The 25,420-nt window shown below is 72.1% G+C and carries 16 protein-coding genes; 8 read left to right on the top strand and 8 right to left on the bottom strand.

All coding sequences use genetic code 11. The features are described from left to right. Window positions 1–2 precede the first annotated feature (2 nt). From P3T35_RS29070 to eccD, 6 genes are all read right to left on the bottom strand, one after another. Window positions 3–2,246: a hypothetical protein gene (locus P3T35_RS29070; RefSeq protein WP_143676933.1), complete on the bottom strand. Its 2,244-nt coding sequence runs from the start codon at window positions 2,244–2,246 to the stop codon at window positions 3–5. Window positions 2,247–2,331: 85 nt separating this feature from the next. Then, window positions 2,332–2,781 (bottom strand): hypothetical protein, encoded by a 450-nt coding sequence (locus P3T35_RS29065; protein WP_101382893.1) that lies wholly within the window; start codon window positions 2,779–2,781, stop codon window positions 2,332–2,334. 10 nt (window positions 2,782–2,791) lie between these two features. After that, window positions 2,792–3,073, bottom strand: a complete 282-nt coding sequence (locus P3T35_RS29060) for a hypothetical protein (RefSeq protein ID WP_101382892.1) — start codon at window positions 3,071–3,073, stop codon at window positions 2,792–2,794. A 37-nt stretch (window positions 3,074–3,110) separates the two neighbouring features. After that, complete coding sequence (locus P3T35_RS29055) at window positions 3,111–3,473, bottom strand: hypothetical protein (protein ID WP_101382891.1); 363 nt, start codon at window positions 3,471–3,473, stop codon at window positions 3,111–3,113. Window positions 3,474–3,568: 95 nt separating this feature from the next. After that, entirely contained in the window at window positions 3,569–4,987 is a 1,419-nt protein-coding gene (eccB, locus tag P3T35_RS29050; RefSeq protein ID WP_101382890.1) for a type VII secretion protein EccB, read from the bottom strand. Between the two features lie 84 nt (window positions 4,988–5,071). After that, entirely contained in the window at window positions 5,072–6,457 is a 1,386-nt protein-coding gene (gene eccD, locus P3T35_RS29045) for a type VII secretion integral membrane protein EccD (RefSeq protein ID WP_101382889.1), read from the bottom strand. 154 nt (window positions 6,458–6,611) lie between these two features. Here eccD and eccCa point away from each other — a divergent pair, with 154 nt between their 5' ends. The 8 genes from eccCa (at window position 6,612) to P3T35_RS29005 (ending at window position 21,002) form a co-directional block, all read left to right on the top strand. Next, the gene (gene eccCa / locus P3T35_RS29040) at window positions 6,612–10,517 is read left to right on the top strand and encodes a type VII secretion protein EccCa (protein WP_101382888.1); all 3,906 of its coding nucleotides are present in this window, start codon (window positions 6,612–6,614) and stop codon (window positions 10,515–10,517) included. A 71-nt stretch (window positions 10,518–10,588) separates the two neighbouring features. Continuing rightward, window positions 10,589–13,213, top strand: coding sequence for a hypothetical protein (locus P3T35_RS29035; RefSeq protein ID WP_101382887.1), 2,625 nt, complete (start codon window positions 10,589–10,591; stop codon window positions 13,211–13,213). Window positions 13,214–13,401: 188 nt separating this feature from the next. Further along, a complete protein-coding gene (locus tag P3T35_RS29030; protein WP_101382886.1) occupies window positions 13,402–16,476 on the top strand; it encodes a CHAT domain-containing protein in 3,075 nt (1,024 codons plus the stop codon). Between the two features lie 41 nt (window positions 16,477–16,517). Next, complete coding sequence (locus P3T35_RS29025; RefSeq protein ID WP_101382885.1) at window positions 16,518–16,889, top strand: hypothetical protein; 372 nt, start codon at window positions 16,518–16,520, stop codon at window positions 16,887–16,889. Window positions 16,890–16,893: 4 nt separating this feature from the next. Then, on the top strand, window positions 16,894–17,799 hold the full coding sequence (locus P3T35_RS29020; protein ID WP_101382884.1) for a hypothetical protein: 906 nt from the start codon (window positions 16,894–16,896) through the stop codon (window positions 17,797–17,799). 125 nt (window positions 17,800–17,924) lie between these two features. Further along, complete coding sequence (locus P3T35_RS29015; protein ID WP_101382883.1) at window positions 17,925–18,446, top strand: GNAT family N-acetyltransferase; 522 nt, start codon at window positions 17,925–17,927, stop codon at window positions 18,444–18,446. Window positions 18,447–18,583: 137 nt separating this feature from the next. After that, a complete protein-coding gene (locus P3T35_RS29010) occupies window positions 18,584–20,119 on the top strand; it encodes an MFS transporter (protein WP_101382882.1) in 1,536 nt (511 codons plus the stop codon). A gap of 127 nt (window positions 20,120–20,246) precedes the next feature. After that, complete coding sequence (locus tag P3T35_RS29005) at window positions 20,247–21,002, top strand: TetR/AcrR family transcriptional regulator C-terminal domain-containing protein (RefSeq protein WP_180356650.1); 756 nt, start codon at window positions 20,247–20,249, stop codon at window positions 21,000–21,002. Between the two features lie 178 nt (window positions 21,003–21,180). Here P3T35_RS29005 and P3T35_RS29000 read toward each other — a convergent pair whose 3' ends face one another. Next, entirely contained in the window at window positions 21,181–22,710 is a 1,530-nt protein-coding gene (locus P3T35_RS29000; RefSeq protein WP_101382880.1) for a UDP-N-acetylglucosamine 1-carboxyvinyltransferase, read from the bottom strand. Between the two features lie 90 nt (window positions 22,711–22,800). Further along, entirely contained in the window at window positions 22,801–25,413 is a 2,613-nt protein-coding gene (locus P3T35_RS28995; RefSeq protein ID WP_101382879.1) for an FHA domain-containing protein, read from the bottom strand. Window positions 25,414–25,420: the final 7 nt, after the last annotated feature.

Below are 25,420 nucleotides of genomic sequence, written 5' to 3'. Positions count from 1 at the left end.
GTTCAGCGCCCGATCACCCCGTCGACCGCGCTGGTCCCGGTGCCCCAGACCTCCTCGTCCTCGGCCAGCCAAGTGGTGCGCTGCCGCTCCTGGTTGGCACCCTGCCCGGCACCGGCGCCCATTGCGCCGCCCGGCATCATCGGGGGCATCCCGGAGCCGCCGGTGGTGGCCACCGAGCGGCCCATCAGCTGGGCCTCCTCGGCCGCGCTCATCGCCGACTGCTCGCCGGCCGCGGTGCGTTCGGCGGCCATCGCCTCCTGCGCGGCGGCGTCGCTCGCGGAGAGCGCACCGCCGTTCTCCAGCGCTCGTGGGCCGATCCCCAGCGTCCCGCCGGTGAGCGGGGTGCCGCCGACGGTGGAGATCTGCTTGGCGGCTTCCAGGCCGTCGAGCCCGAGGCTGTCGCCGAGCGATGTGGACCCGCCGGTGAGGGAGGCGCCGAGGTCCTCGCCGGGCGTGTAGCCGGTGGTGGTGCCGCCGGTGAGGTTGAGCGTCGGCGGCTGGGTCATCGCGTGTTCCTCGTTGGCCAGCAGCTGGTCCTGCTGGCTGACCGGTTTGCCGTTGGCGCCGAGGATCTGCCCGTTCTTGTTGATGGTGGCGTTCTTGCCCGCGTAGACCGGGTTGCCGTTGGCATCGAGCACCGGCTTGCCGTCCGGGCCGACCACCATGCCGTTGCCGTCCACCTTGGAGCCCGGCGGGACGGCGTACGGGCCGCCGCCGAGCGAGATCGGGCCCTGCTCGACGTTCGAGGTGCCCACCTTGGTTCCCTTGGGCACCCGTTCGGGCTTTCCGTCGGGGCCGATCAGCGGCTTGCCGTTCGGGCCGATCACATTGCCGTTGGCGTCGATGGTCGAACCGGGCGGCACCGTCCAGGGCTGGCCGTTCGGCTGGGTCAGCGGCTTGCCGTTGGCGTCCAGCAGCGGCACGTTGCCGCCGGTGCCGCTAGTGTCGATGGTGGGCGGGCCGGAGTTCTTGTTCTGGTTGAGGCCGATGGCGTGCGGTGGCGGCGGCGTGGTCAGGCCGTTCGGGCCGTTGGTGTTCGAGCCGTCCAGCTTGGGCCCCTTGCCGCCCGGCCCGTTGAGGTCCTTGGAACCGTTGGCGCCGCCGGGCCCGTTGGCGCCGTTCGGCCCGTTGAGACCGTTCGGGTCGTTCGGATTGGTGGATCCGCCCGGCCCGTTGCCTCCGTTGGGGTCGGGAGGCGTGATCGCGGTGCCCTGCGGGGTCCGCTGCGGGACGCTGGTGGCGTTGAGCTTCTGGGCGGCGTTGGAGAAGGAGCCGTTCGGGCCGGCGACCTTGTTCATGAACGTCGTGACGGCGGCGTCCAGATGATCCACCACCGCCTGCTTCCAGATGTTCTTGGCCGAGTCGCTCACCGACGCCCAGAACCCGTCCGAGCTGACGTCGACTCCGTTCGCGATCACCTTGTAGTTGTTGTAGCCGTCGGGCTGCAGCGTGGCGCCGGTGAGGGCGTTGAAGAGCGCGTTGGCCACGCAGTTGACCGGGTAGGCCAGGCTCGGATCCGACATCTTCGACGCGTACTGGGTCTTCTCGGCCGCGTTCATGCTGGTGTTCTTGTCACCGCGCCAGTTCCAGTAGGCCGCGAGCAGGTCGTGCAGGCCGTTCTGGAGGTCGTCCCGGGCGGTGGTGAGCCTGGTCACCGGGTCGCCCTGGGCCTGCAGGTCCCGCCACATGTCGGTCAGCACCCGGTCGACGCTGAGCAGGTACGACTTGAGCTCGCCGGCCGCGCTGCCCTGGAAGTCGCTGTCCGACGCGTCGATCTGGTCCGCCAGCCCGGTGATCATCTTGTGCATGTCCTGGTTGATCCAGGACTCCAGCCCGGTGAGCATGGTGATGGCCGCGTTGAAGCTGCCCACGCTGGTGGTGTCGCTCTCGCTCGGCGGGTTGGCCTGGTTGAGGATGTCGAGCGAGGCGCCGCTGAACTTGTCGAGCGCGGTGAGGTGCTGGGAGTCGGAGGACGTGAAGTCGGACCAGGTCAGGTTGGTCCACACGATCACCCGGTAGGAGCTGGTCGAGGGGTACGCGAACTCGCGGACGTAGGTGTACGTCGTGAGGTCGACCGGGTCGGAGGCCCAGGAGACGTCGTAGCTCTTCGGGTCGTAGCCGTTCGCCGGAACCAACTTGACCCCGCGGTTCGGCGTCCAGTCACCGGTGGCCACCTCGTCGCGCGTGGCCATACTGCCGGTCTTGCCGGTGCCGGCGAACGCCTGCATGGCTTGTTCCCAGTTCACGTACGTTCGTCTCCTGAGCAGGTGGTGGGTGCGGCGATGGTCCGGCGGCGCGGAACGGCTCGTTGGTGCACCGCCGGACCGTGGTTCAGGTCGACGGACCGTTCTTCGACGTGGGCGGTCCGCCGGTCGGCGAGCCCGACGAGCCGCTCAGCACCTGGAACATCTGGGTCGCGTCGAGCGCGTCCTGATCGGCGTTGTTGAAGGTCTGCTGGGCGTCGTAGGCCGAATCCCGAAGGGTTTGCAACGAGGTGCCCAGGGAGTCGAGTTGGCCCTTGATCAGGCCGACGAACTTGGTGAAGCCGCTCGCCAGGCTCACCGCGTCGGTGAACGGCTTGGCGCCGCCGAGCAGTGCGGTGTAGTCGTCCCCGTAGTCGGGCAGCCCGCCGGTGCCGCTCGCGAAGCCGTAGATGTGGTGGATGACGTTCTTCCCGTTGCTGTCCTTGTCGTTGGTCCCGCTCATCGACCGCATCAGGTCGAGGAGTTGGCCGTCGGCAAGGGTCTTGAGGTACTCATCCGTGATCTTGAGGGTACTCATCCCGGCCTACTCAGAAACCCTTCGCAGCAGCTTCGTCGGCGTACTTCATCGTGTGGTGCATCTGGTCGAGGATCTGAGCGCCCTTGTGGATGTCCTGGTGCATCTCGGTCTCGTTGTCGTGCACGACCTTGAAGAACGCGTCGAACGCCGTCTTGTAGCTACCGGACTGCTCGGCCAGCGGCTTGAGCGTGTTGACCAGGTCGTCCAGGTTGCTCTGCATCTTCTGCCCGGCCTGGATCAGCTCGTCGAAGGCCTGGTCGATCGTCTCGTGCTGAAGTTTGATGTCCGCCATCGCGGTTGCTCCTCGGGTGTGGTCGGGGCGGGAGGGCTCAGCCGTTGAGGGTGGTGAAGACGTCTTGCGATGCGCCCGAGTAGACGCCGTCCGAGGTACCCCAGTTGCCGCCGAGGATGTGGGCCTCGTCCTCAGCCTTGTTGAGCACGTTGCTGGCGTTGCCGGTGGCATCCTGCAGCTGCTGGAAGGCCTGCATCACACGCTTGTAGCGCTCCACCCAGTCATTGACCTTCGCCTGGAACGCACTGCTGGCCTGGGAGATGTAGCCGGCGGCGATCTCCTCGTTGATCCGCTCCACGGTCTGGCCGGCCTGCATCATCGCGGAGAGCTGGTGGTCGAGGCCGTTGAGCGCGGTGATGAAGGCTTGGTCGCTCGCGGAGAGCTGGCCGGAGGTGCCCATGGATACTCCTGTCTCGCTCGGACGGGACCGCGGTCGCGGCCCCGTAGCTGGTGGAACGGGCCTTTGGACGACGGCCGTTCAGATCTGAGATCACGTCAGCATTGGTTTCCGGCGCTCGCGGGCGAGGGGACGCCGCCGCCCGCGAGCGCGTTCGGGTCGAGGCTCGGGCCGGTCGGCAGCAGGGCCAGCAGCGCGGCGGGGACGGCGGCCGGGGTGACGGCGGCGTAGCCGAGCTGCTTGGTCGCGGCGGCCGGCACGGGGTACTTGACGCCGTTATCGGCGACCAGGAACTCGGCGTCGCCCGCGGAGCCGCCGGCCAGGGTGGCGCGGGCCAGGGCGCCGCCGCCGGGGCGCACGGCGATCCGGTCGGCGGGGGCGCAGGCGCCGGCCACACCGGGCTGGACGGCCGGGGGCTGGCCGCCGAGTGCGGTGGTGTCGAGCAGGGTGACCGAGCTGCGGCTGCCGCCGGGGTCGGTGGCCGGGTGCAGGTCGCTGCAGAGCGCCTGGCCGGCGGTGGGGGTGACCAACGCGGGTAGGTCGGCGGGCAGTTGGTCGTTCGGCTGGGTGGTGGCGGTGTGCGCGGCCAGGTCTTCGGGGCCGATCGGCGCGGGGGCCGGTGCGGCGCCCGCGTAGGCGTCGCGCTGGATCCGCGGGTCGCCGCGCAGCAACTCGTACTCGAGCGGGCTGAGCGGCACCAGGCCGCCCTGGGTGAGCACGTAGCGGCTGCCGCCGGGGATCTCGAAGAGCTGGCCGATCCGGGTCGGCCGGGCCGCCAGCACCGGGCCCGGCGTGCCGCGCCCGGCCAGGTCGGGGGCGGCCAGGTCCGGGCCGGCCGGCAGCGTGTCGAGGAAGGCGGCGCTGACCGGGACCGGTGCGGTGGTCGCATAACCAAGCGCTTGCTCAGCGCCGCCGTGGACGTCGATGCGCAGCCGGCGCCCTTGCCAGAGCAGGTCGTGGCTGCCGTCCGGGGCCGCCACCAGCAGGCCCTGGGTCGGGGTGAGCGGGCTGCCCTCGCCGTGCGGGCCGATCGCCACCGACAGCTTGGCGGCCTGACCGACGCAGACCAGCCAAGCCTGCTGGACGCCCAGGTCCGCCGCCGCCGGCAGCCCGTCGGGCGCCCCGAGCAGGCCGACCGGGGCACCGCGCTCGACGCCGCTGAGCGAGCTCTCGCTCAGCTGCTGAACGGTCAGCTGGTCCCCCGCCAGCAGCTTGGCGCTCGCCTGGTTCAGCACCGGGTGCAGCGCGCCGCCCAAGTAGAGGTAGCGGGCTCCGGTCTCCTTGACCACCACCAGCGTGCCCGGCTTCGACCAGGCGGTGCTGCCGCCGGGCTTGAACACCCCGATCACCGTCACCACCAGGGCGACCAGCACCCCGAGGGCCAGCCCGCCCACCGCCCCACGGGTGGTGCGGCCGCTGGGGGTGTCCGGGGCGTCGGGCTCGGCCCGCAGCATGCCGGAGGCGAGCCTGCTCATCACGAACAGATGCGCCTGCACCTGGTCGCGTCGGGACTGCATCGTGCTACTCCTGAGGTCGCCTGGGTTCCGGTTGGGTGCCTGAGGTCCGCGCCTGGGTTCCGTGCCTGAAGTCTGGTGGCCCGGTCAGCCGTTCATCGCCCGCATCGCGTGGTAGACGCCGCACGCCAGCAGGGCCAGCGGCACCAGCGCCACCGCGCTCAGGGTGTGCAGCACATCGGCCGCCCGCCCCCAGTACGGCAGCAACCGCCGCCCCGGCACCGTCCAGGCCACCACCAGCAGCGCCAACCCGGCCACCAGCAGCCCGCCCAGCACCAGCAGCCGCGCCCCGGCCGACTCCCCCATGGCCAGTCGCGCCACCAGCAGCCCGGCCGCGCCGACCCCCGGCAGCAGCAGCGCCAACCGCTGCCGCACGCTGCCGATCACCCGGCCGTGCAGCAGGAGCAGCACCGCCAGCGCCCCCGCCTGCGCGGGCGCGGCCCACCCCGTGCCGGCGAACGCCAGCAGCACCAGGCAGCCCGCGCAGACCGCGCCCACCGCGGTGTAGAGCGCCATCAGGTAGTCGTCGGCGACCAGGCTGCGGGCCAGCACCCGCTCGGCCGGGAACGGCTCGATGCCCTCCTGCAGCTCCTCGGCGTTGCGCGGCAGTGCGGGCAGCCGCAGCCCGGAGAGCCGGAACGCCAGCCCGGGCACGAAGGCCCCCGCCAGCACCGCCACCACCGAGAGCACCGAGGCGAGTTGCTCCGCCGTCAGCCCGCCGATGAGCAGCCCGCCGGCCAGCGCCGCGAGCAGCGCCACCAGCAGCAGGCCCAGGAACACCGGCGCCCCGCCGCCGACCGCGGCCAGCGCCAGCACCGCCGCCCCGGCCGCCGCCGAGCCCGCCGCCAGCACCCGGGAGCCCACCAGTTCGTGCCCGCCCGGCCCGCTCGGCAGCAGCAGCGCGGCCAGCCCCAGGTAGGGCACGGCGGCGGTGCCCAGCGCGATCCCGGCGCCGGTGTCGCTCATCGCCCGCGAGGCGCTGGCCGCCCCGAGCAGCAGCAGTACGGTGGCCGCCGCCGCCCCGATCGCCCGCGGCCCGGCCGGTCCGGGCAGCGCCAGCAGGGCGAGCCCGCCGGCCAGTGCCAACAGCACGACGGCCACGGCCACATGGTGGGTCAGTTCGGGTCGCCAGCTGTCGCCGCGTTCCTGCACGCCGGTGGCCACGCCGTCCACCAGGTCGTCGAAGTGCACCGGCGGCAGCGCGGCGCGGCGCGGGCGCAGGTAGAGGGTGTCACCGTCGCGCAACTCCAGGGCGTCGGCGCTCTGTTCCTCGTCCAGCGGTTCGTCGCCGAGCCGTTGCAGCACCCAGCCGCCGTGGTCGAGGCCCTGCTCGGCCAACTCGCCACCGGCGTACGAGAGCACGGCCGGCAGCAGGTCGGCGAGCGGCACGTCGGCAGGCACGGCGAGCTCGAAGGCGGCCTGCGGCGTGTGGAACCTGAGCCGGCACAGTCCGGCCACGGCGCTGTTGGTCACGCCCCGCTCTACGGACCGCACCCGGCGCCGAGTTCAGCACTCGGTGAACCGATCCACGCGGCGCCGTCGTAGACCCGGTCGACGGGCGCGAGTGAGGAGCTGTTGGGTGAGCGTTGTCCTGGTCAACCGCACGGCACGCCGTCCGGGACCGGAAATGCCGGACGGCGAGATCCAGTTGCAGGAGCCCCCGACGCTGCCCGAGCGCCAGAGCGGCATGTCGAGCATCGTCGGCATGGCACCGATGGCGCTCGGTTCGCTCTCGATGGTCTTCATGTTCCTGCACCCCGACGGCGGGGGCGGCGGCGCGATGACCTATGTGGCGGTCGGCATGATGGCGCTCTCGGCGCTCGGCATGCTGGTCACCCAGCTGATCAAGGGCTCCAGCGACCGCAAGCAGCAACTGCGCGCCGAACGCCGCGACTACCTGCGCTACCTCTCCCAGATCCGCCGCCAGGTGCGCCGCTCGATCGCCGGCCAGCAGGAGGCGCTGGCCTGGCGGCACCCGGCGCCCGAGGAGCTGGTCTCGCTGGTCGCCACCTCCCGGCTGTGGGAACGGCGGGCCGCCCACCCGGACTTCAGCGACGTGCGGATCGCCACCGGCTCGCAGCGCCTGGCGGTCCGGCTGGCGCCGCTCGCCACCAAGCCGGTGGAGGATCTGGAACCGCTGTGCGCACACGCGCTGCGCCGCTTCATCCACGCCTACGGCACCCTGGACGACCAGCCGGTGGCGATCCACCTGCGCGGTTTCGCCCAGCTGCTGCTGCGTTCTGACGATCAGTCAGCTGCTCGGGCGCTGGTGCGGGCCGTGCTCGGCTCCCTGGCCGCGGTGCACGGGCCCGACGAGCTGCGCATCGCCATCGTGGCCGGCCCCGAGCAGCGGCCGCACTGGGAGTGGACCAAGTGGCTGCCGCACGCCCTGCATCCGGCCGAGAGCGACGGCGCCGGCCCGGTCCGCCTGGTGGCCGCCACCCTGGGCGAGGCCGAGCAACTGCTCGGCGAGGAGTTCACCGGCCGCCCGGCCTGGGAGCCGGAGGCCGTGCCGCACCGCGACGAGCCGTTCACCGTGCTGGTGTTGGACAGTGCGGGCAACCACGGGGCCGGCCGCGCCGCGCTGGCCGGCTACCGCAACGCCGTCGTGATCGACCTGGCCGAGTCGCTGGAGTGGAAGCCGGCCCGCCCGACCCTGCGGCTGCGGATCGCGGACGGCCGGCTGGCGATGGTCGGCGCCGACCGCAACCGCAAGGACACCGTCACCGAACTGGGCCGCCCCGACGCGCTCACCGTGCGGGCCGCCACCCGGCTGGCCACCCGACTGGCCGGCTACCGGATCGGCGACACCGTGGAGGCCGGCGAGCCGCTCGCCACCGACTTCGACCTGACCGCACTGCTCGGCATCCCCGATCTGCGGCAGCTGGAGGTGGAGAAGCTCTGGGACCGCCGCGGCATTCCCGAACGGCTGCGCGTGCCACTGGGGTTGGGTGCGGACGGCCGCCCGGTCGACCTCGACCTCAAGGAGTCCGCGCAGGGCGGCATGGGCCCGCACGGCATGCTGATCGGCGCCACCGGCTCCGGCAAGTCCGAGCTGCTGCGCACCCTGGTGCTGGCACTGGCCCTCACCCACTCCTCCGAGGTGCTCAACTTCGTCCTGGTCGACTTCAAGGGCGGCGCCACCTTCCTGGGCCTGGACCGGCTGCCGCACACCTCGGCGGTGATCACCAACCTGGCCGACGAGGCCGCCCTGGTGGACCGGATGCGCGACGCCCTACATGGCGAAATGGTGCGCCGCCAGGAGCTGTTGCGCTCGGCCGGCAACTACGCCTCGCTGCTGGAGTACGAGACCGCGCGGCTCGCCGGCACCCCGCTGTCGCCGCTGCCCACGCTCTTCGTGGTGGTCGACGAGTTCAGCGAACTGCTGGCCGCCCACCGGGACTTCATGGAGCTGTTCGTGATGATCGGGCGGCTCGGCCGCTCGCTCGGAGTCCATCTGCTGCTGGCCTCGCAGCGGTTGGACGAGGGCCGGATGGCCGCCCTGGAGTCGCATCTGTCCTACCGGATCGGCCTGCGCACCTTCTCCGCGATGGAGAGCCGCGGCGTGCTCGGCGTGCCGGACGCCTACCAGCTGCCTTCGCAGCCCGGCAACGGCTTCCTGCGCAGCGACATCTCCACCCTGACCCGCTTCAAGGCGGCGTACGTCTCCGGCCCGTACCGCCCCAAGCGCCGCCCGTCCCAGCAGGCCGTGGTGGCCGGGCAGGTGGTGAAGTACGACACCGAGTATGTGACGCCCCGTCATCTGCCGTTCGCCGCAGCGGAACCCGAGGAGGTCGAGTCCGCCGAATCGCTGCTGGAGCTCGCGGCGGCCCGGCTCACCGACGCCGGTCCGCCGGCCCACCGGGTCTGGCTGCCCCCGCTGGACGTGCCCCCGACCCTGGACGAGCTGCTGCCGCCGCTCGCCCCGCACCCCGAACGCGGCCTGACCATCGACGGATTGACCGGCCCCGGCACGCTGAGCGTCCCGGTCGGCGTGGTCGACCGCCCGTTCCACCAGCTGCGCGACCTGATGCTGGCCGACCTCTCCGGCGCCGGCGGCCACATCGGCATCGCCGGCGCCCCGCAGAGCGGCAAGTCCACCCTGGTGCGCACCCTGATCGCCGGGCTGGCGCTCACCCACACCCCGGAGGAAGTCCAGTTCTACTGCCTGGACTTCGGCGGCGGCACGCTCGCCACCCTGCGCGGCCTGCCGCACCTGGGCGGGGTCACCGGACGGCACGACGCCGAGCGGGTGCTGCGCACCGTCGCCGAGGTCAACGCCATCATCACCCGGCGGGAGAAGTACTTCGCCGAGCTGGGCATCGACTCGGTGAGCAGCTTCCGCCGCCGCAAGGCCGAGGGCAGCCTGCCCGACGACCCGCACGGCGACGTCTTCCTGGTGATCGACGGCTGGAACACGCTGCGCCAGGAGTTCAACGACCTGGTGCAACCGCTCACCCTGATCTGCCAGCGCGGCCTCAACTACGGCGTCCACCTGCTCATCGCCACCACCCGCTGGGGCGAGATCGGCAACGGCATGCGCGATCTGCTGCAGACCCGGTTCGAGCTGCGGCTCGGCGACCCGGTCGACTCGGTGATCAACATGCGGGCCGCCGGGCGGGTGCCCAAGCTGCCCGGTCGCGGACTCACCGACGAGCAGCTGCACTTCCTCACCGCGCTGCCCCGGATCGACGGCAGCGGCCGCTCCGACGACCTCGCGGAGGGCGTCGCCGATCTGGTGGACGCGCTCGCCGAGCACTGGACCGGCCGCCGCGCCCCCGAGGTACGGATGCTGCCGCTCACCCTGGATGCCTCCGAACTCCCAGCCCCCGAAGGCCGGTTGCGGGTGCCCATCGGCCTGGAGGACACCGAGGTCGCGCCGCTCTGGCACGACTTCGAGGAGAGCCCGCACCTGCTGGTGGTCGGCGACAGCGAGTCCGGCAAGACCAACCTGCTGAAGCTGATGATCCGTTCGGTGGTGGCCGGCTACTCCCCCGCCGAGGCCCGGATCATGCTGATCGACTACCGGCGGGAGTTGTACGAGACGGTGCCGGAGGAGTACCGGCTCGGCTACGCGGTCGGCGTCGACATGCTGCGCCAGATCGTGGACGGCGCCGCCCGCGCCATGAAGAACCGGGTGCCGCCCGCCGAACTGCCGCCCTCCCGGATCAAGCTGCGCGACTGGTGGGACGGTCCCGAACTGTTCATCGTGGTCGACGACTACGACCTGCTCGGCGGCAGCTCCAGCACCCACCCGTTCGCCCCGGTCCTCGACCACCTCGCCCAGGGCACCGAGATCGGCCTGCACCTGATCGTCGCCCGCAGCGCCAACGGGGCCGGCCGAGGCCTGGGCGACCCGCTGCTGCGCAAGCTGCAGGAGGTCAACTCCCCGGCGCTGCTGCTCTCCTGCCCGCCCTCGGAGGGCTACCTGTTCGGCAATGTGAAGCCACGCCAGCTCACCACCGGCCGCGGCCTCTACATCACCCGGCGGCGGACGGTACAGGTGCAGACGGGGTGGGTGGAGAAGGACTGAACCGGGAGCCCGCACCGGCGCGTTTCCCCAGGTAGGGCCGCATCGCACACCGCCAGAACGGAGGCCGGGCCATGTCCTCGGCGAGTCCGACGACCGCCAACCGCTCCACCCTGCGCAGGCTGGGCCCGCACTTCGTGATCGCCCCGCCCGGCGCCGAGCAGCACGGGCTGGCCGCAGCGCTCGCCCCGCTGCCGCCGCTGCCCGGCGCGCTGGTGGTGCTGGCCGCGGCGGCGGACGCGGCGCCCGTGCTCCGCGCCGGCCTCGCCGAGCTGGCCCGGGCGGCGGCCGAGCGGGGTGCGGACACCCTGGTGGTCGCCGCCTCCGGGCTCGCCGCGCCCGGGCCGCGCGGCCGTCGGCCCGCCGAACAGCTCGCCGCACTACCGGAATTGACGGGCCTGACGGTGATCGCTTCGGACGCCGGGGTGACGGTGGAACCGGACGGCCGGCTGAGCGCGGGTGAGCCGGGAACGGGCCAGGGCTCCTGGTGGCGCTGCCACCCGGCGGGGGCGGCGGAGCGGCTCGGCCCGCACTGGCCGGTGGCACCCGCACCGGCACCCGTACCCATACCCGCACCGATGACCGCCCACGGGCCCGCACCCACGCCGGTGACGACGCACGTGCCCCCGCCCGCGCCCGCACCCGCGCCCGCACCGATGACCGCCCACGTGCCCGCACCCGCACCCATGCCGGTGACGACGCACGTGCCCCCGCCCGCGCCCGCACCCGCGCCCGCACCGATGACCGCGCACGTGCCCGCACCCACCGCACCCACCGAGCCCACCGGCCCCACCAGCCCCGCCGAACCCACCGGCCCTACTGGCCCCACCAACGTCACCGTCACCCCGCTCGCCGCCGGCTACTGGGTCACCGCCACCCCGCCAGCCCATCCGCTCCCGGTGCTGAACACGGCCGTCACCGCCCCGCACTCCCTGCTCCTGGTGCTCGGCCAGCCCGAGCATCCGGCGCTCCCCACCGCGCGCCAACTCACCGATCTCGCCGTCGGTCTGCTCGCCGCGCCGTCCGCGCAGCCGCGTCCGCGCGGTCTGCTGCTCAGCGCCCCCTGGGCCGCACCGGCGCAGCTGATCGAGCTGGCCACCGTGCTCTGCGCGTCGCTCGACCGCGAGGTCCGCCTCGCCATCGGCCTGCCCCGGCGCACCCCGGGCGGCGACGCCAGTGTGCTGCTCGACGCCGACGCCGCCCCCACCTGGGAACCGTGCCTCACCGAGCTGGCCGCCTCGCCTGCCTCGCGCACCGTCACCCCGAGCGCCTGGCGGGCCCGTCCCGGTGCCTGGGCCCCGGTCGCACCGGCCGTCTACCAGGCGTTTCCCGGCTGGCAGTTGGAGGCGGTACCGGCCGGGCTGTGGCTGCGGCCCGACACCGTACCGGTCCGCCCGCTGGGCGCGGCGCGGCTGCGCGAGCCCGACCCCGCGCAGCCGGTGCTGATCGTGGGCCACCCGGAGTACATGGTGCCGCAGGAAGTCTGGGACCACCTGGGCGAGTTGCTGGGCGCCCTGCCGCCGCTCGGCGCTGCCGCGCCGGGGCTGCTGGTGGACGGGCCGATGGACACCGAGTCGGAGGCGGTGGCCCGGTTCAGCGCGCGGCTGTACAAGCTGCGGTGGCTGGAGCGCACGGCCGGCGTCTCTCATGTGACGCCGCCGCCGGTGGTTCCCCCGCAGCCGGCACCCCCAGCCATCCCACCGGCCCCGGAGCGAGCGCCGGAGCCCGCACCCGAGCTGGACCCCGCCCCCACCCTCAACCTCGCCCCGATCACCGCCCCCACCCCGGCGCCCACTCCCGTCCCGTCACCCCCGCCCCCCGCACCCGCCCCCGCGCCGGAACCCGCCCGCACACCCGCACCCGCACCCACCCCGGACTCCGCACGCACACCCGTACCCGCACCCACCCCCGTACCAAAGCCCACCCCCACCCCGGACCCCGCCCCGGACCCCACCCCCACCACCGACCGCGAAGCCGTCCAGCGCCTCCTCGGCCCCGCCTACCACCGCTGGGCCAGCCGCGCCGAGCAGCTCGCCACCCGCCTCCCCTCCCTCCGCACCACCACCACCGCCACCGCCCAACCCCCCGCCACCACCGACCTGGTGGCCGTCCTGCTGCACCACCTGGACGGCCCCACCCCCGGCACCCGCACCGCGCTGGCCGCCGCCGCGCACTCCGCTGACCCGGCCGACCCGCTGCTCCCCGTCCTGCGCTGCCTGGGCGCCGGGCTGCGCCGCCTGCCCAGTCACCATGGCGCGGTGCTGGTCGCCACCCCCGTCGCCCCCGCCGGCCCGGTCGACCTGGCCGCCTACACCCCGGGAGCGGTCCTCACCGAGCCGGCGCCGATCACCGGGCTGACCTCACCGGACACCGCTCTCCTACCGGACGCGGAGCTGGAGTTCGCCATCTGGTCCAGTACCGCGCGGCGGACCTCGGCCTGCGGTGAGCCGGGTGACGAGCCGGTGGTGGTCTTCGCCCCGGGCACCTCGTTCACCGTGCTGGCCGTCGACCCGCCCGAGGCGCCCCGCCCCGCCCGGGTGCTGCTCCAGGAGGCCGGCACCGCCAAGCCGGCCACCGACCGCCTGCGCGCCTGGCTGCAGAAGCGCGACGCCATCCCACCCGCCGACCGCCGCCCGCTCCCCGACCCCGAGCACCACCGCCCCACCCAGGCCATCGGGATCCCGGCAGCCCGCTACTGAGCGACCACCTCGAAGCCCGCTGCCACAGCTGGACATGGGCCGGTCAGCCGACTCGGTGGCGCGCCGAACGCCCCGGTCTGAAGCACCTTGAGCCGGCTGGAAGATCTTTGGCCATTCGGCGCACACGCGGCCACCCTCACCAGGTACGGTGACCGTCACCCGGGGCGCGGAAAGTGGGGGGACCACTGGTGTCCGAGTTGAGTGCGGCCTTTCGCGCCGCCGTTCGGAAGGCGATGGCCGCGCCGGACGACGGGCTGCCGTTCCTGGCCGACGAGCCGGAACCCGTGCTGAGCCAGGAGGCGCACTTCCTGGTGGCCTCTATCGTGTACGACGCACGGGAGCGGCTGACTCCCGATCAGGCCGGCGGGCCTGAAGGTGTCGACCTTGAAACGGTGTTCATGGCGGCCTGCTACTACCTTGCGCGGATCAAGCGACTACCCGAGGGCAAGAGCGAGTGGGAGCACCACACGTCCGTCTTCCTCTTCGCGGTCGTGCACGCACTGCGTCCCGACGCGGTGCCACGGGTGCTGCGCGAGGCGTTCGAGAAGGACCCGCCGCAGTTGGTGCCCGTGTACGAGATCCTGCACGCGGTCGGCATTGCGCTGTTCCTGGCGAGCGAACCGGCCTCGGACGCGGACGAGTTCGCGCTGGCCGCAGCGCTCATGATCGAGGCGCTGGCGGGTGCGCGGGGGCGGGAGTCCGAGGCGGCCATCAGCTTCAATCTCGGCACGGTCTTCACCACACTGGCCGACCTCGGCGGTGACGGTGACCCGGAGGGGCTGCGGGCCGCAGCCCTCCACCACATGCGCGAGGCGCTCGCCCTGCTGCCCCTCGGGGATCCCTCGCGCGAGCCGATGCTGGCCCGGATCGCACAGACCCAGGCGAAGGCGCCGTCGGTCGCGGTGTACGAAGGCAGCATCGGCGTCGAGATGGAGCAGTACCACCGGGACCCGGATCCGGCCCGGCTCGACGCGATGATCAACGAGTTGCGAGCCACGGTGGCCACGGCGGCCGAACCGGGCCGCACCCACCGCCGCGTCGAACTGGGCCAGGTCCTGCGGATGCGTTTCGAGATCAACGGCGACCTCGACGACCTCGACGAGTCGATCAGCGAACTCACGGACGCCCTGGCCGGCCCGCTCGACGACGAGCAGCGGGCGTCGGCCTCCTCGTTCCTGGGCCTGGCCTACCTCGACCGATACGCCTCACTGGGAAGCCCGGCCGATCTGGACGCGGCCACGGCGGCTGTCCGCGATGGGCAGACCACCGGGACGGCCGCCTCGCCCGCCCACTCCCAGCGGCTCACCAACCTGGCCGGCGTCCTGACCACGCGGTTCGACGCCTACGGAGATCCCGCCGAACTGGACGAGGCCGTGGCGCACCTGAGGCACGCGGTAGCCGTCACTCCGCCGTCCCAGCACGACTACCCCGTGATGCTGGTCAAACTCGCCGTCGCGCTGCGGAAACGCGGCATGCACACGGCCCGGGACGAAGACCTCGCCACCGCCGAGGCGATCCTCAGGCAGGTGGCGGGGCAGCCCTCGGACACCGGGCTGACCCAGCCGATCGCCCGCGTGGAGCTGAGCGGCCTGCTGGCCGTGCGGGGCCTGAGCCGGAACACCGGCGCCGACCTGGTCGATACGGTCACGCAGTCCCGCATCACCGCGCTGGCACCGACGCAGGACGTGCGGACCCGGCTGTACGGCGCGGAGTTGTGGGCGATGAGCTGCGTCACGCTGGGCGACCTGGCGCAGGCGCGCACGGCCTACGGCGTGGCGCTGAACGACCTGCTGCCCAAGCTGACCGGACGGGCACTCAGCAGGGACGCCCAGGAGGTGCGGCTGCGGCTGGTGGGCGCGTTGGCCAACGACGCGGCTGCCGTGGAGATCACGGCGGGTCGGCCCCGCGAGGCGCTGATCCGGCTGGAACAGGGACGTGGCGTCCTGCTGGCTCAAGCGCTCCAGCTGCGCGGACGGCACGACGACCTGCGTGCGGCCGCGCCCGGACTCGCCCAGCGTTTCGAGCAGATTTGCGAGGAGCTGGTCGAGCAGCAGGGCGGACGGGAGGAGCGCAAGGCTTCGGCGGCAGCGTTCGAAGAGGTGGTTCGGCAGATTCGCGCGCTTCCCGGATTCGCGGACTTCCACCGTCCACCGGACTGGAAGCGCCTGAGGGAGGCCGCAGCTCAGGGGCCCGTCGCCGTTGTCAACGTCTCCATGGTGCGCTGCGACGTCCTCCTGCTGCGCCGCCGGTTCGGCCGTACCGTCATCGAGGTGCTGCCGCTGCCGGACGTCACGGTCCAGGAGATCGACAGCCGGGCCGCAACCTTCCGGGCGGCGGTCGCGAAGCTCACGACGCCGGGCACCCCGCCTGGCGAGAAGTACCGGTACGACCGCGAAATGAAGCAGGCGCTCCGATGGTTGGGCGAGACCGTCGTGGGCCCGGTCCTCGACCGGCTGGGCTTCGACCGCCCGGCGCGGCCGGGCAAGCCCCTGCCCAGACTGTGGTGGTGCCTCACCGGTGCGCTCTCCCAACTGCCGTTGCACGCGGCCGTTCTCGACAGCCCCGAGCGGCAGCAGCACCCGACTCCCGGGTACGCGCACGACCGCGTGGTCTCCTCCTATGTGCCGACGCTGAGCTCGCTGCTCCACGCCCGCGCCAGGTCCGCGCCGGCTGGCGGCCAGTCCTCGCTCCTTGCCGTCGCCGTGGACGCGGGGAACGCCTACCCGCGGCTCACCGCCCTCGACGACGAACTGGCGGCGACGGTTCAACTGCCCGGCCCCCGGTCCGAACTCCGTCACACCGACGCCACCCCGGATGCGGTGCTGGCGGCACTGCGCACGCACTCGCACGCCCATCTGGCCTGCCACGGCGTGCGGGACCCTTCCGATCCGTCGAACAGCAGACTCCTGCTGCACAGCGGCAGTCTGACGCTGCGTCAGCTAGCCTCGGAGCGGTTGCTCGGTGCCGAATTCGCCTATCTCTCCGCCTGCCACAGTGCCGCGCCGGGCGAGGAGTTGGCCAATGAGGCCATCTCGGTCGCCTCGGCCTTCCAACTGTGCGGCTACCGGCAGGTGATCGGAAGCCTGTGGACCGTGGAGGACGACATGGGTCCGCTACTGGCCCGCGAGGTGTACCGGCGGCTCGCCGCAGCTGCCGCACCGGATGTTGCGCGGGTCCTGCACCAAGCGGTGGGAGCGCTGCGCGGTCATCCGCGCTACGGCGAACCGCTGTTCTGGGCTTCGATGATTCACAGCGGGCCGTGATTCACAGCGGGCCGCAGTCGGCCCCGGGAGGGAGACAGTAGATGAACCTGGATCGGGATCGGCGGGCCGCGCTCTGCTCGGCCCTGCCCTGGCTGACGGAGGACCTGGCGGCGCAGGGCAGGGCGGCTGAACTGGCGGCCGCCGTGCGGGCGGTGCTGGCGGACACACCGGTCCTGGTGGCAGTGGCGGCGCTGGGCATCCCGCAGTACGTACTGGAGGAGACCGGGCCGGTGCGAGGGGAGGAGCCGGGGCCCGGCGACATGATCGGAGCCAGGCCGCGCGCCGCGGGCGAGTCGTACCGCTGCCCCGACGGCTGGTGCAGCCTGAGCCTGGTCCGGGAGCCGGGCGGGCCCGTTCCGGCCGGGGGCCGCTGCTGGCTGCGCGACCGCGCCCTGCTCGTCACCGAGGCGTGAAGCGGTGGCCACGATCCTCGACGGCCTGGGCGAGAAGCTGGTCGACAAGTGGCTGTCCGCGCTGGCCGTCCCCGGTCTGCTGTTCATGGCCGCCGCGGCGACCGGCGCGGTGCTCGGCCAGGGAGCCGCACTCGACCTGACCGCCTTGCGCGAGCGGGTCGGGCACTGGGCGGCGGAGGCGGGCAAGTGGTCCACCGTGGGGCAGTTGGCCGCGGTCGCGGTGATCGTCCTCGGCTCCGTCGCGGTGGGGACCTTCGTGCAGACGTGCGCCGGGGGCGTCGAGCGGGTCTGGACCGGAGACTGGCCCGCCCCGGCGAGGCAGCCGGCGAAGCGCTTGACCTCGTGGCGGCGAGCGCGCTGGGAGGAGGTCCAGCGGGAGATCAACAGGCTCCGCGCGGTGGTACCGGCAGCTCGGCGCGGGGAGGAGACGCGGGACGCCATCGACGAGCTCACCGCCCGCCGCGACGGGATCGCACTCGCCGTGCCGAGCAAACCGACCTTCACCGGTGACCGGTTCGCCGCGACCGACAGCCGGCTGCGGAACCAGTACGGCATCGACCTCGCCTCCTGCTGGACACGGCTGTGGCTCGTGCTGCCGGAGCCCGTCCGGGCAGAGCTGCGTACCTCCCGGGCCCGCTTCAGTGCGGCGGTGAACGGGTCGACGTGGGCCGTCTGCTACGTCGTGCTGGGCTTGTTCTGGTGGCCGTCAGCGGTGGCCGGGATCGCGGCGGGGCTGGTGGCCTGGAGCCGCGGCCGGCGGGCTGCCGCGCTGCACGCCGAGCTCATCGAGTCGACCGTCGACCTGCACCTGAAGACGCTGGCGGAGGAGCTCGGCGTTACCGTCGCCGGCCCGGTTCCCGACCTCCAGGCGGGAAAGGCCCTGAACCGCATGTTCCGCAAGGGGGCGTAGGCTCGCGAGGCCGGGCGCAGCCGCCTCCCGGCAAGGCTCGGCTGCCGGCAAATCCCAGGTGCCGGGCGACCACCCACCGGCTAGGGTCGCGAGCTCACCGGCAACGTCCTGAGAGTGAGCACCGCATGACCACGTCCGCCGCCGATGTCCGCATCGAACCCTGGGCCGAGGACGACCTCGACCTCCTGCGACTGATCAACACCGAGGAGATGCGCAAGCACGTCGGCGGCCCGGAGGGACCGGATGCCCTGCTGGTGCGCCACCGGCGCTACCTGGAGTTCCCCGGCCTCGGCACCGGCCAGATGTTCCGCATCGTCACCGGCCGCACCAAGGCGGGCAGCGTCGGCTACTACTCCCGCCGCTGGCACGGCGAGCAGGTCTTCGAGATGGGCTGGAACGTGCTCCCCCCGTTCCAGGGGCGCGGCATCGCCGCCGTAGCGGCCCGGCTGGCCGCCGAGCACGCGGCGGCCACCAAGCGGCACACCTGGCTGCACGCGTTCCCCTCGGTCGACAACCCGGCCTCCAACGCGGTCTGCCGCCGGGCCGGCTTCACCCTGGCGGGCGAGACCGAGTTCGAGTACCCGCCCGGCCGCTTCATGCTCAGCAACGACTGGCGCATCAACCTCACCGAGTCGGCCACCAGTTGACGGTCATCCAGACCTGACACGCGTTCAGAACCGACTGGCGCGCCCCCACGATCCCTTGTACGGTGTAGAACACTTCTACACCGTACAAGAGAGTGCGCGGCGACACCGCCGTGCGCGGAAAAACCGGGGGCTCAGCCATGCCAGAAAACGCCGTAACACGCCGGCCAGACCGCTGGCTGGTGCTAGCCGTCATCTGCCTGGTGCAGATGGTCGTCATCCTGGACAACACCATCCTCAACGTTGCGCTGCCGTCGCTGGCCACCGGCCTGCATGCCGACACCGGGCAGCTCCAATGGGTCATCGGGGCCTACTCGCTGGCCCAGGCCGGCCTGCTGATCGCCGCCGGCGGCATGGCCGACCGGTACGGCCGCAAGAAGGTGCAGCTGATCGGACTGGCCTTGTTCGGGCTCGGCTCGGCGGGCGCCTCGCTCGCCTCCGACCCGGCGCAGCTGATCGCCGCCCGGGCCGGCATGGGCGTCGGCGGCAGCCTGCTGCTGGCCACCAGCCTGGCGATCGTGGTGCGCACCTTCGACGCGGAGGAGCAGCCCAAGGCGATCGCGGCCTGGTCCGCCGTGGCCATGCTGGGCTTCGCCGTCGGCCCGGTGATCGGCGGTGTGCTGCTGAAGTTCTTCTGGTGGGGCGCCTGCTTCATGGTCAACCTGCCGGTGGTGGTGCTCGGCCTCATCGCGGTCGCCCGCCTGGTGCCGGAGTCCAAGGACCCGCGCGGTGCCCGGCCCGACGTGCTCGGCGTGCTGCTCTCCACCACCGGCATGGTCGGCGTGGTGTTCGGGATCATCCAGGGCCCTGAGGCCGGCTGGACCTCGGCCCGCACCCTGGTCTCCGGCGGCCTCGGCCTGCTGCTGCTGGTGGTCTTCGCGCTCTGGGAGAGCCGTATCGAACACCCGCTGCTCGACATGGGGTTCTTCCGCAACGGCAAGTTCCGCGGCGCGGTCTCCGGCGGTGTGCTGGTCAGCTTCGGCATGGGCGGTTCGCTCTTCCTGCTGACCCAGCACCTGCAGTTCGTCCTCGGCTACGGCCCGCTGAGCGCCGGTCTGCGGACCGCGCCGATGGCGCTGACCGTGGTGCTGCTCAACCTCACCGGCACCGGGATGCGGCTGACCGGCAAGCTGAAGCCGGGGGTGGCGATCGCCCTGGGCCTGACCCTGCTGGCCTTCGGTCTGACCTCGATCGCCGAGCTCGGCCGGCACGGCTCCTACCCGGGCATCCTGCTCGGCCTGGTGCTGATCGGGGCCGGGGTGGCCTGTGCGCAGCCCGCGATGGCCGGTTCGGTGATGTCGTCGATCCCGCCGGAGAAGGCCGGTGTCGGCTCCGGACTGATGGGCACGCTCAGCGAGTTGGGCAACTCGCTCGGCGTCGCGGTGCTCGGCGCGGTGCTCACCGCCGGGTTCACCGGCAAGCTGCCGGCCGGTCTGCCGTCCTCGGTGGGTCGTTCGCTGCCGGAGGCGCTGGCCGCCGCCGGTACGGCCGGCGAGCACCAGGTGCGGTCCGCCTTCGGGGACAGCCTGACCAACAGCCAGCTGATCGGCGCGGTGGCGGTGCTGATCGGCGGTCTGCTGGCGGGCTGGCTGATCCAGCGGGCGGGCCGGGTCGAGCCGCCGGTGGCCGCCCCCGGCGACCAGCCCACCGACCAGCCGGTGGCCCAGGCTGGCTGAGGCATGGCGACGATCTACCATCACAGCACGGCCGTCCGCTCGGATGCGGGCGGCCGTGCCGTCGTCGTACCACCAGGCAGAACCGCGTTCCGAAGAACCGCAGCACGAAGGACAGAGGGCAGCAGGCATGGCAGACAAGCCCCGTGACCCCGCCATGAGCGTCTGGCTCACCCCGCCCAAGCGGAAGAAGCGGGGTTCCGCGCCGACCGGGCTGAGCCGGGAGCGGATCATCGACACCGCGGTGGCGCTGCTCGACGACGAGGGGATCGACGCGTTCTCGATGCGCCGGCTGGCCGCCGAGCTCGACGTCACCCCGATGTCGGTCTACTGGTACGTGGACAGCAAGGACGATCTGCTCGAACTCGCCCTGGACGCGGCCTTCGGCACCATGAAGGTGCCGCCGCTGGAGGACCACGGCGACTGGCGCCGGCACATCTACGTGATGGCCCATGAGTACCGCAAGTGCTACCTGGAGCATCCGTGGGCTGCCGAGATGGTCGGCCGCTACCTGTCGGTCGGCCCGAACGCGATGCTGATGGCCAGCAGCTCGATGAGCGCGCTCTCCGGCACCGGGCTGACCGGCGACGCCCTGGCCGGCGCGGTCGCACTGGTCTTCCAGTTCGCCTACGGCGTCGCCATGGCCGAGTCCATGTGGGCCCGGCGGGTCCGGCAGCTGGAGAACGACGAGAACACCGTCTACCGGCAGATGCAGGACATGCTGTCCGCCCACGACTCCCGCTTCACCGAGTTCGAGCAGCAACTCGGCTACGACCGGCACCTGGACTTCGCCAGCGCCCGCAACCGCCAGTTCGACCAGGGCCTGGAGATGGCGCTGGCCGGCATCGAGGCCGCGATCGCCGCGCTCCCGAAGGAGAACGGCTGACGGCGCCCCGGCGGGTCCCCGTCAGCCGTCGAGCAGTTCCTCCAGATCCCAACGGCAGTCCCCACAACCCGTGTTGGCCGCCGTAGCGGCCCGCAGCGCGGGCAGGTCCACCGCACCCGCTGATCACCGCCGACCTGGTCGGGCTGCGGCCCGCGCAACCCGACCGTGACGACCGTCCCTAGATGTCGCGGAAGGTCTCGATCTGGGCGCCGATCGAGTTGAGCCGCTCGGCCAGCTCCTCGTAACCGCGGTTGATCACATAGACGTTGCGCAGCACCGAGGTGCCCTCGGTGGCCAGCATCGCCAGCAGCACCACCACGGCCGGGCGCAGCGCCGGCGGGCACATCATCTCGGCCGCCCGCCAGCGGGTCGGGCCCTCCACCAGCACCCGGTGCGGGTCCATCAGCTGCACGTTGGCGCCCAGCCGGGTCAGCTCGGTCAGGTAGATGGCCCGGTTCTCGTAGACCCAGTCGTGGATCAGCGTGGAGCCCTGGGCGGTTGCCGCGATGGCGGCGAAGAACGGCACGTTGTCGATGTTGATGCCGGGGAACGGCATCGGGTGGATCTTGTCGATCGGCGACCGCAGCTTGGACGGGCGGACCGTCAGGTCGACCAGCCGGGTGCGGCCGTTGTCGGCGAAGTACTCGGGGCCGCGGTCGTAGTCGAGGCCCATCTCCTCCAGCACCGCGAGCTCGATCTCCAGGAACTCCACCGGCGCCCGGCGGACCGTCAGTTCGGAGCCGGTGACCACGGCGGCGGCCAGCAGGCTCATCGCCTCCACCGGGTCCTCGCTGGGCGCGTAGTCCACGTCGCAGGTGATCTGGGGCAGGCCGTGCACGGTGAGGGTGGTGGTGCCGATGCCCTCGATCCGCACGCCCAGCTTCTCCAGGAAGAAGCAGAGGTCCTGGACCATGTAGTTGGGGCTGGCGTTGCGGATCACCGACACGCCGTCATGCCGGGCGGCGGCCAGCAGCGCGTTCTCGGTCACGGTGTCGCCGCGCTCGGTCAGCACGATCGGGCGGTCGGGGCTGACGGCGCGGTCCACCTCGGCGTGGTAGATGCCGGTGGTGGCGGTGACCTCCAGGCCGAACCGGCGCAGCGCGGCCATGTGCGGCTCGACGGTGCGGGTGCCGAGGTCGCAGCCGCCGGCGTAGGGGAGCTTGAAGCGGTCCACCCGGTGCATCAGCGGGCCGAGGAACATGATGATCGATCGGGTGCGGCGGGCCGCGGCCTGGTCCATGGCGTCCAGGTCGAGCTCGGCCGGCGGGGTGATCTCCAGGTCGGCGCCGTCGTTGATCCAACGGGTCTTCACGCCGATGCTGTTGAGCACCTCCAGCAGGCGGTAGACCTCCTCGATCCGGGCCACCCGGCGCAGCGTGGTGCGACCGGTGGTCAGCAGCGAGGCGCAGAGCAGCGCGACGCAGGCGTTCTTGCTGGTCTTGACCTCGATGCTGCCGGAGAGCCGGCGGCCGCCGACCACCCGAAGGTGCATCGGTCCGGCGTAGCCGAGCGAGACGATCTCGCTGTCCAGCGCCTCACCGATCCGGGCGATCATCTCAAGGCTGATGTTCTGCCCGCCGTTCTCGATCCGGTTGACGGCACTCTGGCTGGTGCCGAGGGCCGTGCCGAGTTCCGCCTGGGTCCAACCGCGGTGCTTGCGGGCGTCCCGAATGAGCTTGCCGATGCGCGCCAGGTAGTCATCTGCCATGGGCGAGACGATATCTCATCCATGAGATACGACTACGGGCGGTACCCCCGTTCAGGGGATACCGCCCGCAACAGTCCAGGTGAGGCCGGGTCAGCCCTTCTGCATGACCTCCGGCTCGTGGCGGCGCAGCAGCCGCTGGACCACGAAGGCCAGCAGCACCGAGAGCACCACCAGCATGCCCGCGTCGATCGCCCACTGCGCGACGCTGTGCTTCCACAGGCCGTCGTGCTCGTTCATGTGCGCGGGGTCGAGGATCATCATGTGGCCGAGGTCCAGCGTGGTGCCGACCGTGGCGACACCCCAGCGGGCCGGCATGAGCCAGGCCACCTGGGCCAGGCCCGCCTTGTCGAAGAGCTGGAAGAGGCAGCCGGTGAAGACCACCTGGATGATGGCGAACATCACCAGCAGCGGCATGGTCTTCTCCGCCGTCTTCACCAGGGCCGAGATCACCAGGCCGAACATCATCGAGGTGAAGGACAGCAGGATGATGCCGATCGCCATCTCGATGGCCGGCGCGCTGGAGAAGAGCAGGCCCGAGGTGGGCAGCTTGCGGGTGGAGAAGCCGACCGCGGCGATGATCGTGCCCTGCAGCAGGCTGAAGAACCCGAGCACGATGATCTTCGACATCAGGTACGCGCTCCGGGACAGGCCGGTCGCTCGTTCTCGTTCGTAGATCGCCCGTTCCTTGATCAACTCACGGACCGAGTTGGCCGCCCCGGAGAAGCAGGCACCGATCGCCAGCACCAGCATGATGGTGCCGGCCGCGTTGTTGGTGCCGTGCGGGTTGGCCCGCAGGCCGAAGGTGGCCGGGACCACGGTGGAGACCACACCGAGCACCGCGGGCAGGATCACCGACAGCGCCATGAAGCCCTTGTCGGAGCCGATCACCGACAGGTAGCGGCGGATCAGCGTCCACAGCTGCGAGCCCCAGCTCTGCGGCTTGGGCGGCAGCACCGGCTGCTGGTTGACCGGCGCCTGCTGCACCGCCACGCCGTCGACGGCCGCCGCGTACTGCTGGTAGTGCACCGAGCCCTTGTAGCGGCCCGCCCAGTCGTGGTCCGGGTAGTTCTCGAACGCCTGGAAGACGTCCGCCCAGGTCTCGTAGCCGAAGAAGTGCAGGGCCTCGTCCGGCGGACCGAAGTACGCCACCGAACCACCCGGCGCCATCACCAGCAGCCGGTCGCAGAGCGCGAGTTCGGCCACCGAGTGGGTCACCACCAGGATGGTGCGGCCGTCGTCGGCCAGGCCGCGCAGCATCTGCATGACCTCGCGGTCCATGCCCGGGTCGAGGCCCGAGGTGGGCTCGTCCAGGAAGATCAGCGAAGGCTTGGTGAGCAGCTCCAGGGCGACCGAGACGCGCTTCTGCTGACCGCCGGAGAGCGCGGTGATGCGGTTCTCGGCCCGCTTGTCCAGGCGCAGTTCGTAGAGCACCTCGTCGATCCGGCGCTGGCGCTCGGACGGCTCGGTGTCGCCGGGGAAGCGCAGCCGGGCCGCGTACTTCAGACCGGTGCGGACCGTCAGCTCCTTGTGCAGGATCTCCGACTGCGGTACCAGGCCGATGCGCTGGCGCAGCTCGGCGAACTGCTTGTAGAGGTTGCGGCCGTCGTAGAGCACCTCGCCGCGGTCGGCCGGTCGGTAGCCGGTCAGCGCGCGCAGCAGGGTGGACTTGCCGGAGCCGGAGGGGCCGATCACCGCGACCAGCGACTTCTCCGGAACACCGAAGCTGACGTCGTTGAGCAGCACCTTCTTGCCGCCCTTGTGCTCGACCTCGACGGTCAAGTGGTGCGCGGAGAAGGAGACCGGGCCGTTGTCGATGAACTCCTGCAGCTGGTCGCCGACTAGCTGGAAGGACGAGTGGCCGACCGTCAGGCGGTCCTGCGGGCCGAGCAGCTGACGCTGCACCTGCTGGCCGTTGACGTAGATGCCGTTGTGCGAGCCGAGGTCGACGATCTCGTAGCGGCCGTCGGTGAGCTGGCGCAGCTCGGCGTGGTGCCGGGAGACCTGCAGGTCGGAGACGACGATGTCGTTGTCCAGGGCACGACCGATCCGGACCATCCGCATCGCGGAGGTCAGGTTCCGGATCATGGTGGGGTTGCGCTCGCTGACGTAGCCGACCGGGCCGCCGCCGACGCCGTGGCCGAAGTCCTGGTGGACCCCGGGGTACGGCTGCTGCTGGGGCTGCTGCGCCTGCTGATGCGGGATGGCCCCCTGCTGCGGGTAACCGCCCTGCTGGGGGTAGCCGGCCTGCTGGGGGTAGCCGGCCTGCTGCTGGTAGCCCTGCTGCTGCGGGATGGCACCCTGCTGCTGGTAGCCCATCGGCTGGGCCGGCGGGGTGTGCCGGTAGGTCTCCGCCTCGTGTATCGGCGGCTGCCCCATGGGCTGGCCGACCGGCTGGGCCACGGGCTGCGCCGCCGGGGCGGAGAAGGCCAGCCGGGGGCCGTTCTCCGCGTTGCCCAGGTTGAGCACGGTGCCGGGCAGCAGCTGGGTGTGCAGGGTCCGCCCGCCACCGATCCAGGTGCCGTTGGTGCTGCCGTGGTCCTCCAGCTGCCAAGTGGCGCCGTTGAACGAGATGGTGGCGTGCCGCCATGACACCCTGGCGTCGTCGAACGGGAGATCCGCCTGCGGATCCCGTCCGATGGTGTAGGACTGCCCCGGTTCCAGCGTCCGCTGCTGTCCGTTGACTTCTAGAAGGAGTTGCGGCACTGTCCGC

Source organism: Kitasatospora sp. GP30, assembly GCF_029892145.1.
Lineage (GTDB): Bacteria > Actinomycetota > Actinomycetes > Streptomycetales > Streptomycetaceae > Kitasatospora > Kitasatospora acidiphila.
The sequence above is the reverse complement of the archived record's forward strand: the minus strand, read 5'-3'. Positions and strand labels throughout refer to the sequence as shown.

What these genes read in the sequence shown, in the direction of transcription:
- P3T35_RS29065 (WP_101382893.1), bottom strand. Translation starts at nt 2,781, where the DNA reads ATGAGTACCCTCAAGATCACGGATGAGTACCTCAAGACCCTTGCCGAC.
- P3T35_RS29060 (WP_101382892.1), bottom strand. Translation starts at nt 3,073, where the DNA reads ATGGCGGACATCAAACTTCAGCACGAGACGATCGACCAGGCCTTCGAC.
- P3T35_RS29055 (WP_101382891.1), bottom strand. Translation starts at nt 3,473, where the DNA reads ATGGGCACCTCCGGCCAGCTCTCCGCGAGCGACCAAGCCTTCATCACC.
- eccB (WP_101382890.1), bottom strand. Translation starts at nt 4,987, where the DNA reads ATGCAGTCCCGACGCGACCAGGTGCAGGCGCATCTGTTCGTGATGAGC.
- eccCa (WP_101382888.1), top strand. Translation starts at nt 6,612, where the DNA reads ATGCCGGACGGCGAGATCCAGTTGCAGGAGCCCCCGACGCTGCCCGAG.
- P3T35_RS29035 (WP_101382887.1), top strand. Translation starts at nt 10,589, where the DNA reads ATGTCCTCGGCGAGTCCGACGACCGCCAACCGCTCCACCCTGCGCAGG.
- P3T35_RS29025 (WP_101382885.1), top strand. Translation starts at nt 16,518, where the DNA reads ATGAACCTGGATCGGGATCGGCGGGCCGCGCTCTGCTCGGCCCTGCCC.
- P3T35_RS29015 (WP_101382883.1), top strand. Translation starts at nt 17,925, where the DNA reads ATGACCACGTCCGCCGCCGATGTCCGCATCGAACCCTGGGCCGAGGAC.
- P3T35_RS29010 (WP_101382882.1), top strand. Translation starts at nt 18,584, where the DNA reads ATGCCAGAAAACGCCGTAACACGCCGGCCAGACCGCTGGCTGGTGCTA.
- P3T35_RS29005 (WP_180356650.1), top strand. Translation starts at nt 20,247, where the DNA reads ATGGCAGACAAGCCCCGTGACCCCGCCATGAGCGTCTGGCTCACCCCG.
- P3T35_RS29000 (WP_101382880.1), bottom strand. Translation starts at nt 22,710, where the DNA reads ATGGCAGATGACTACCTGGCGCGCATCGGCAAGCTCATTCGGGACGCC.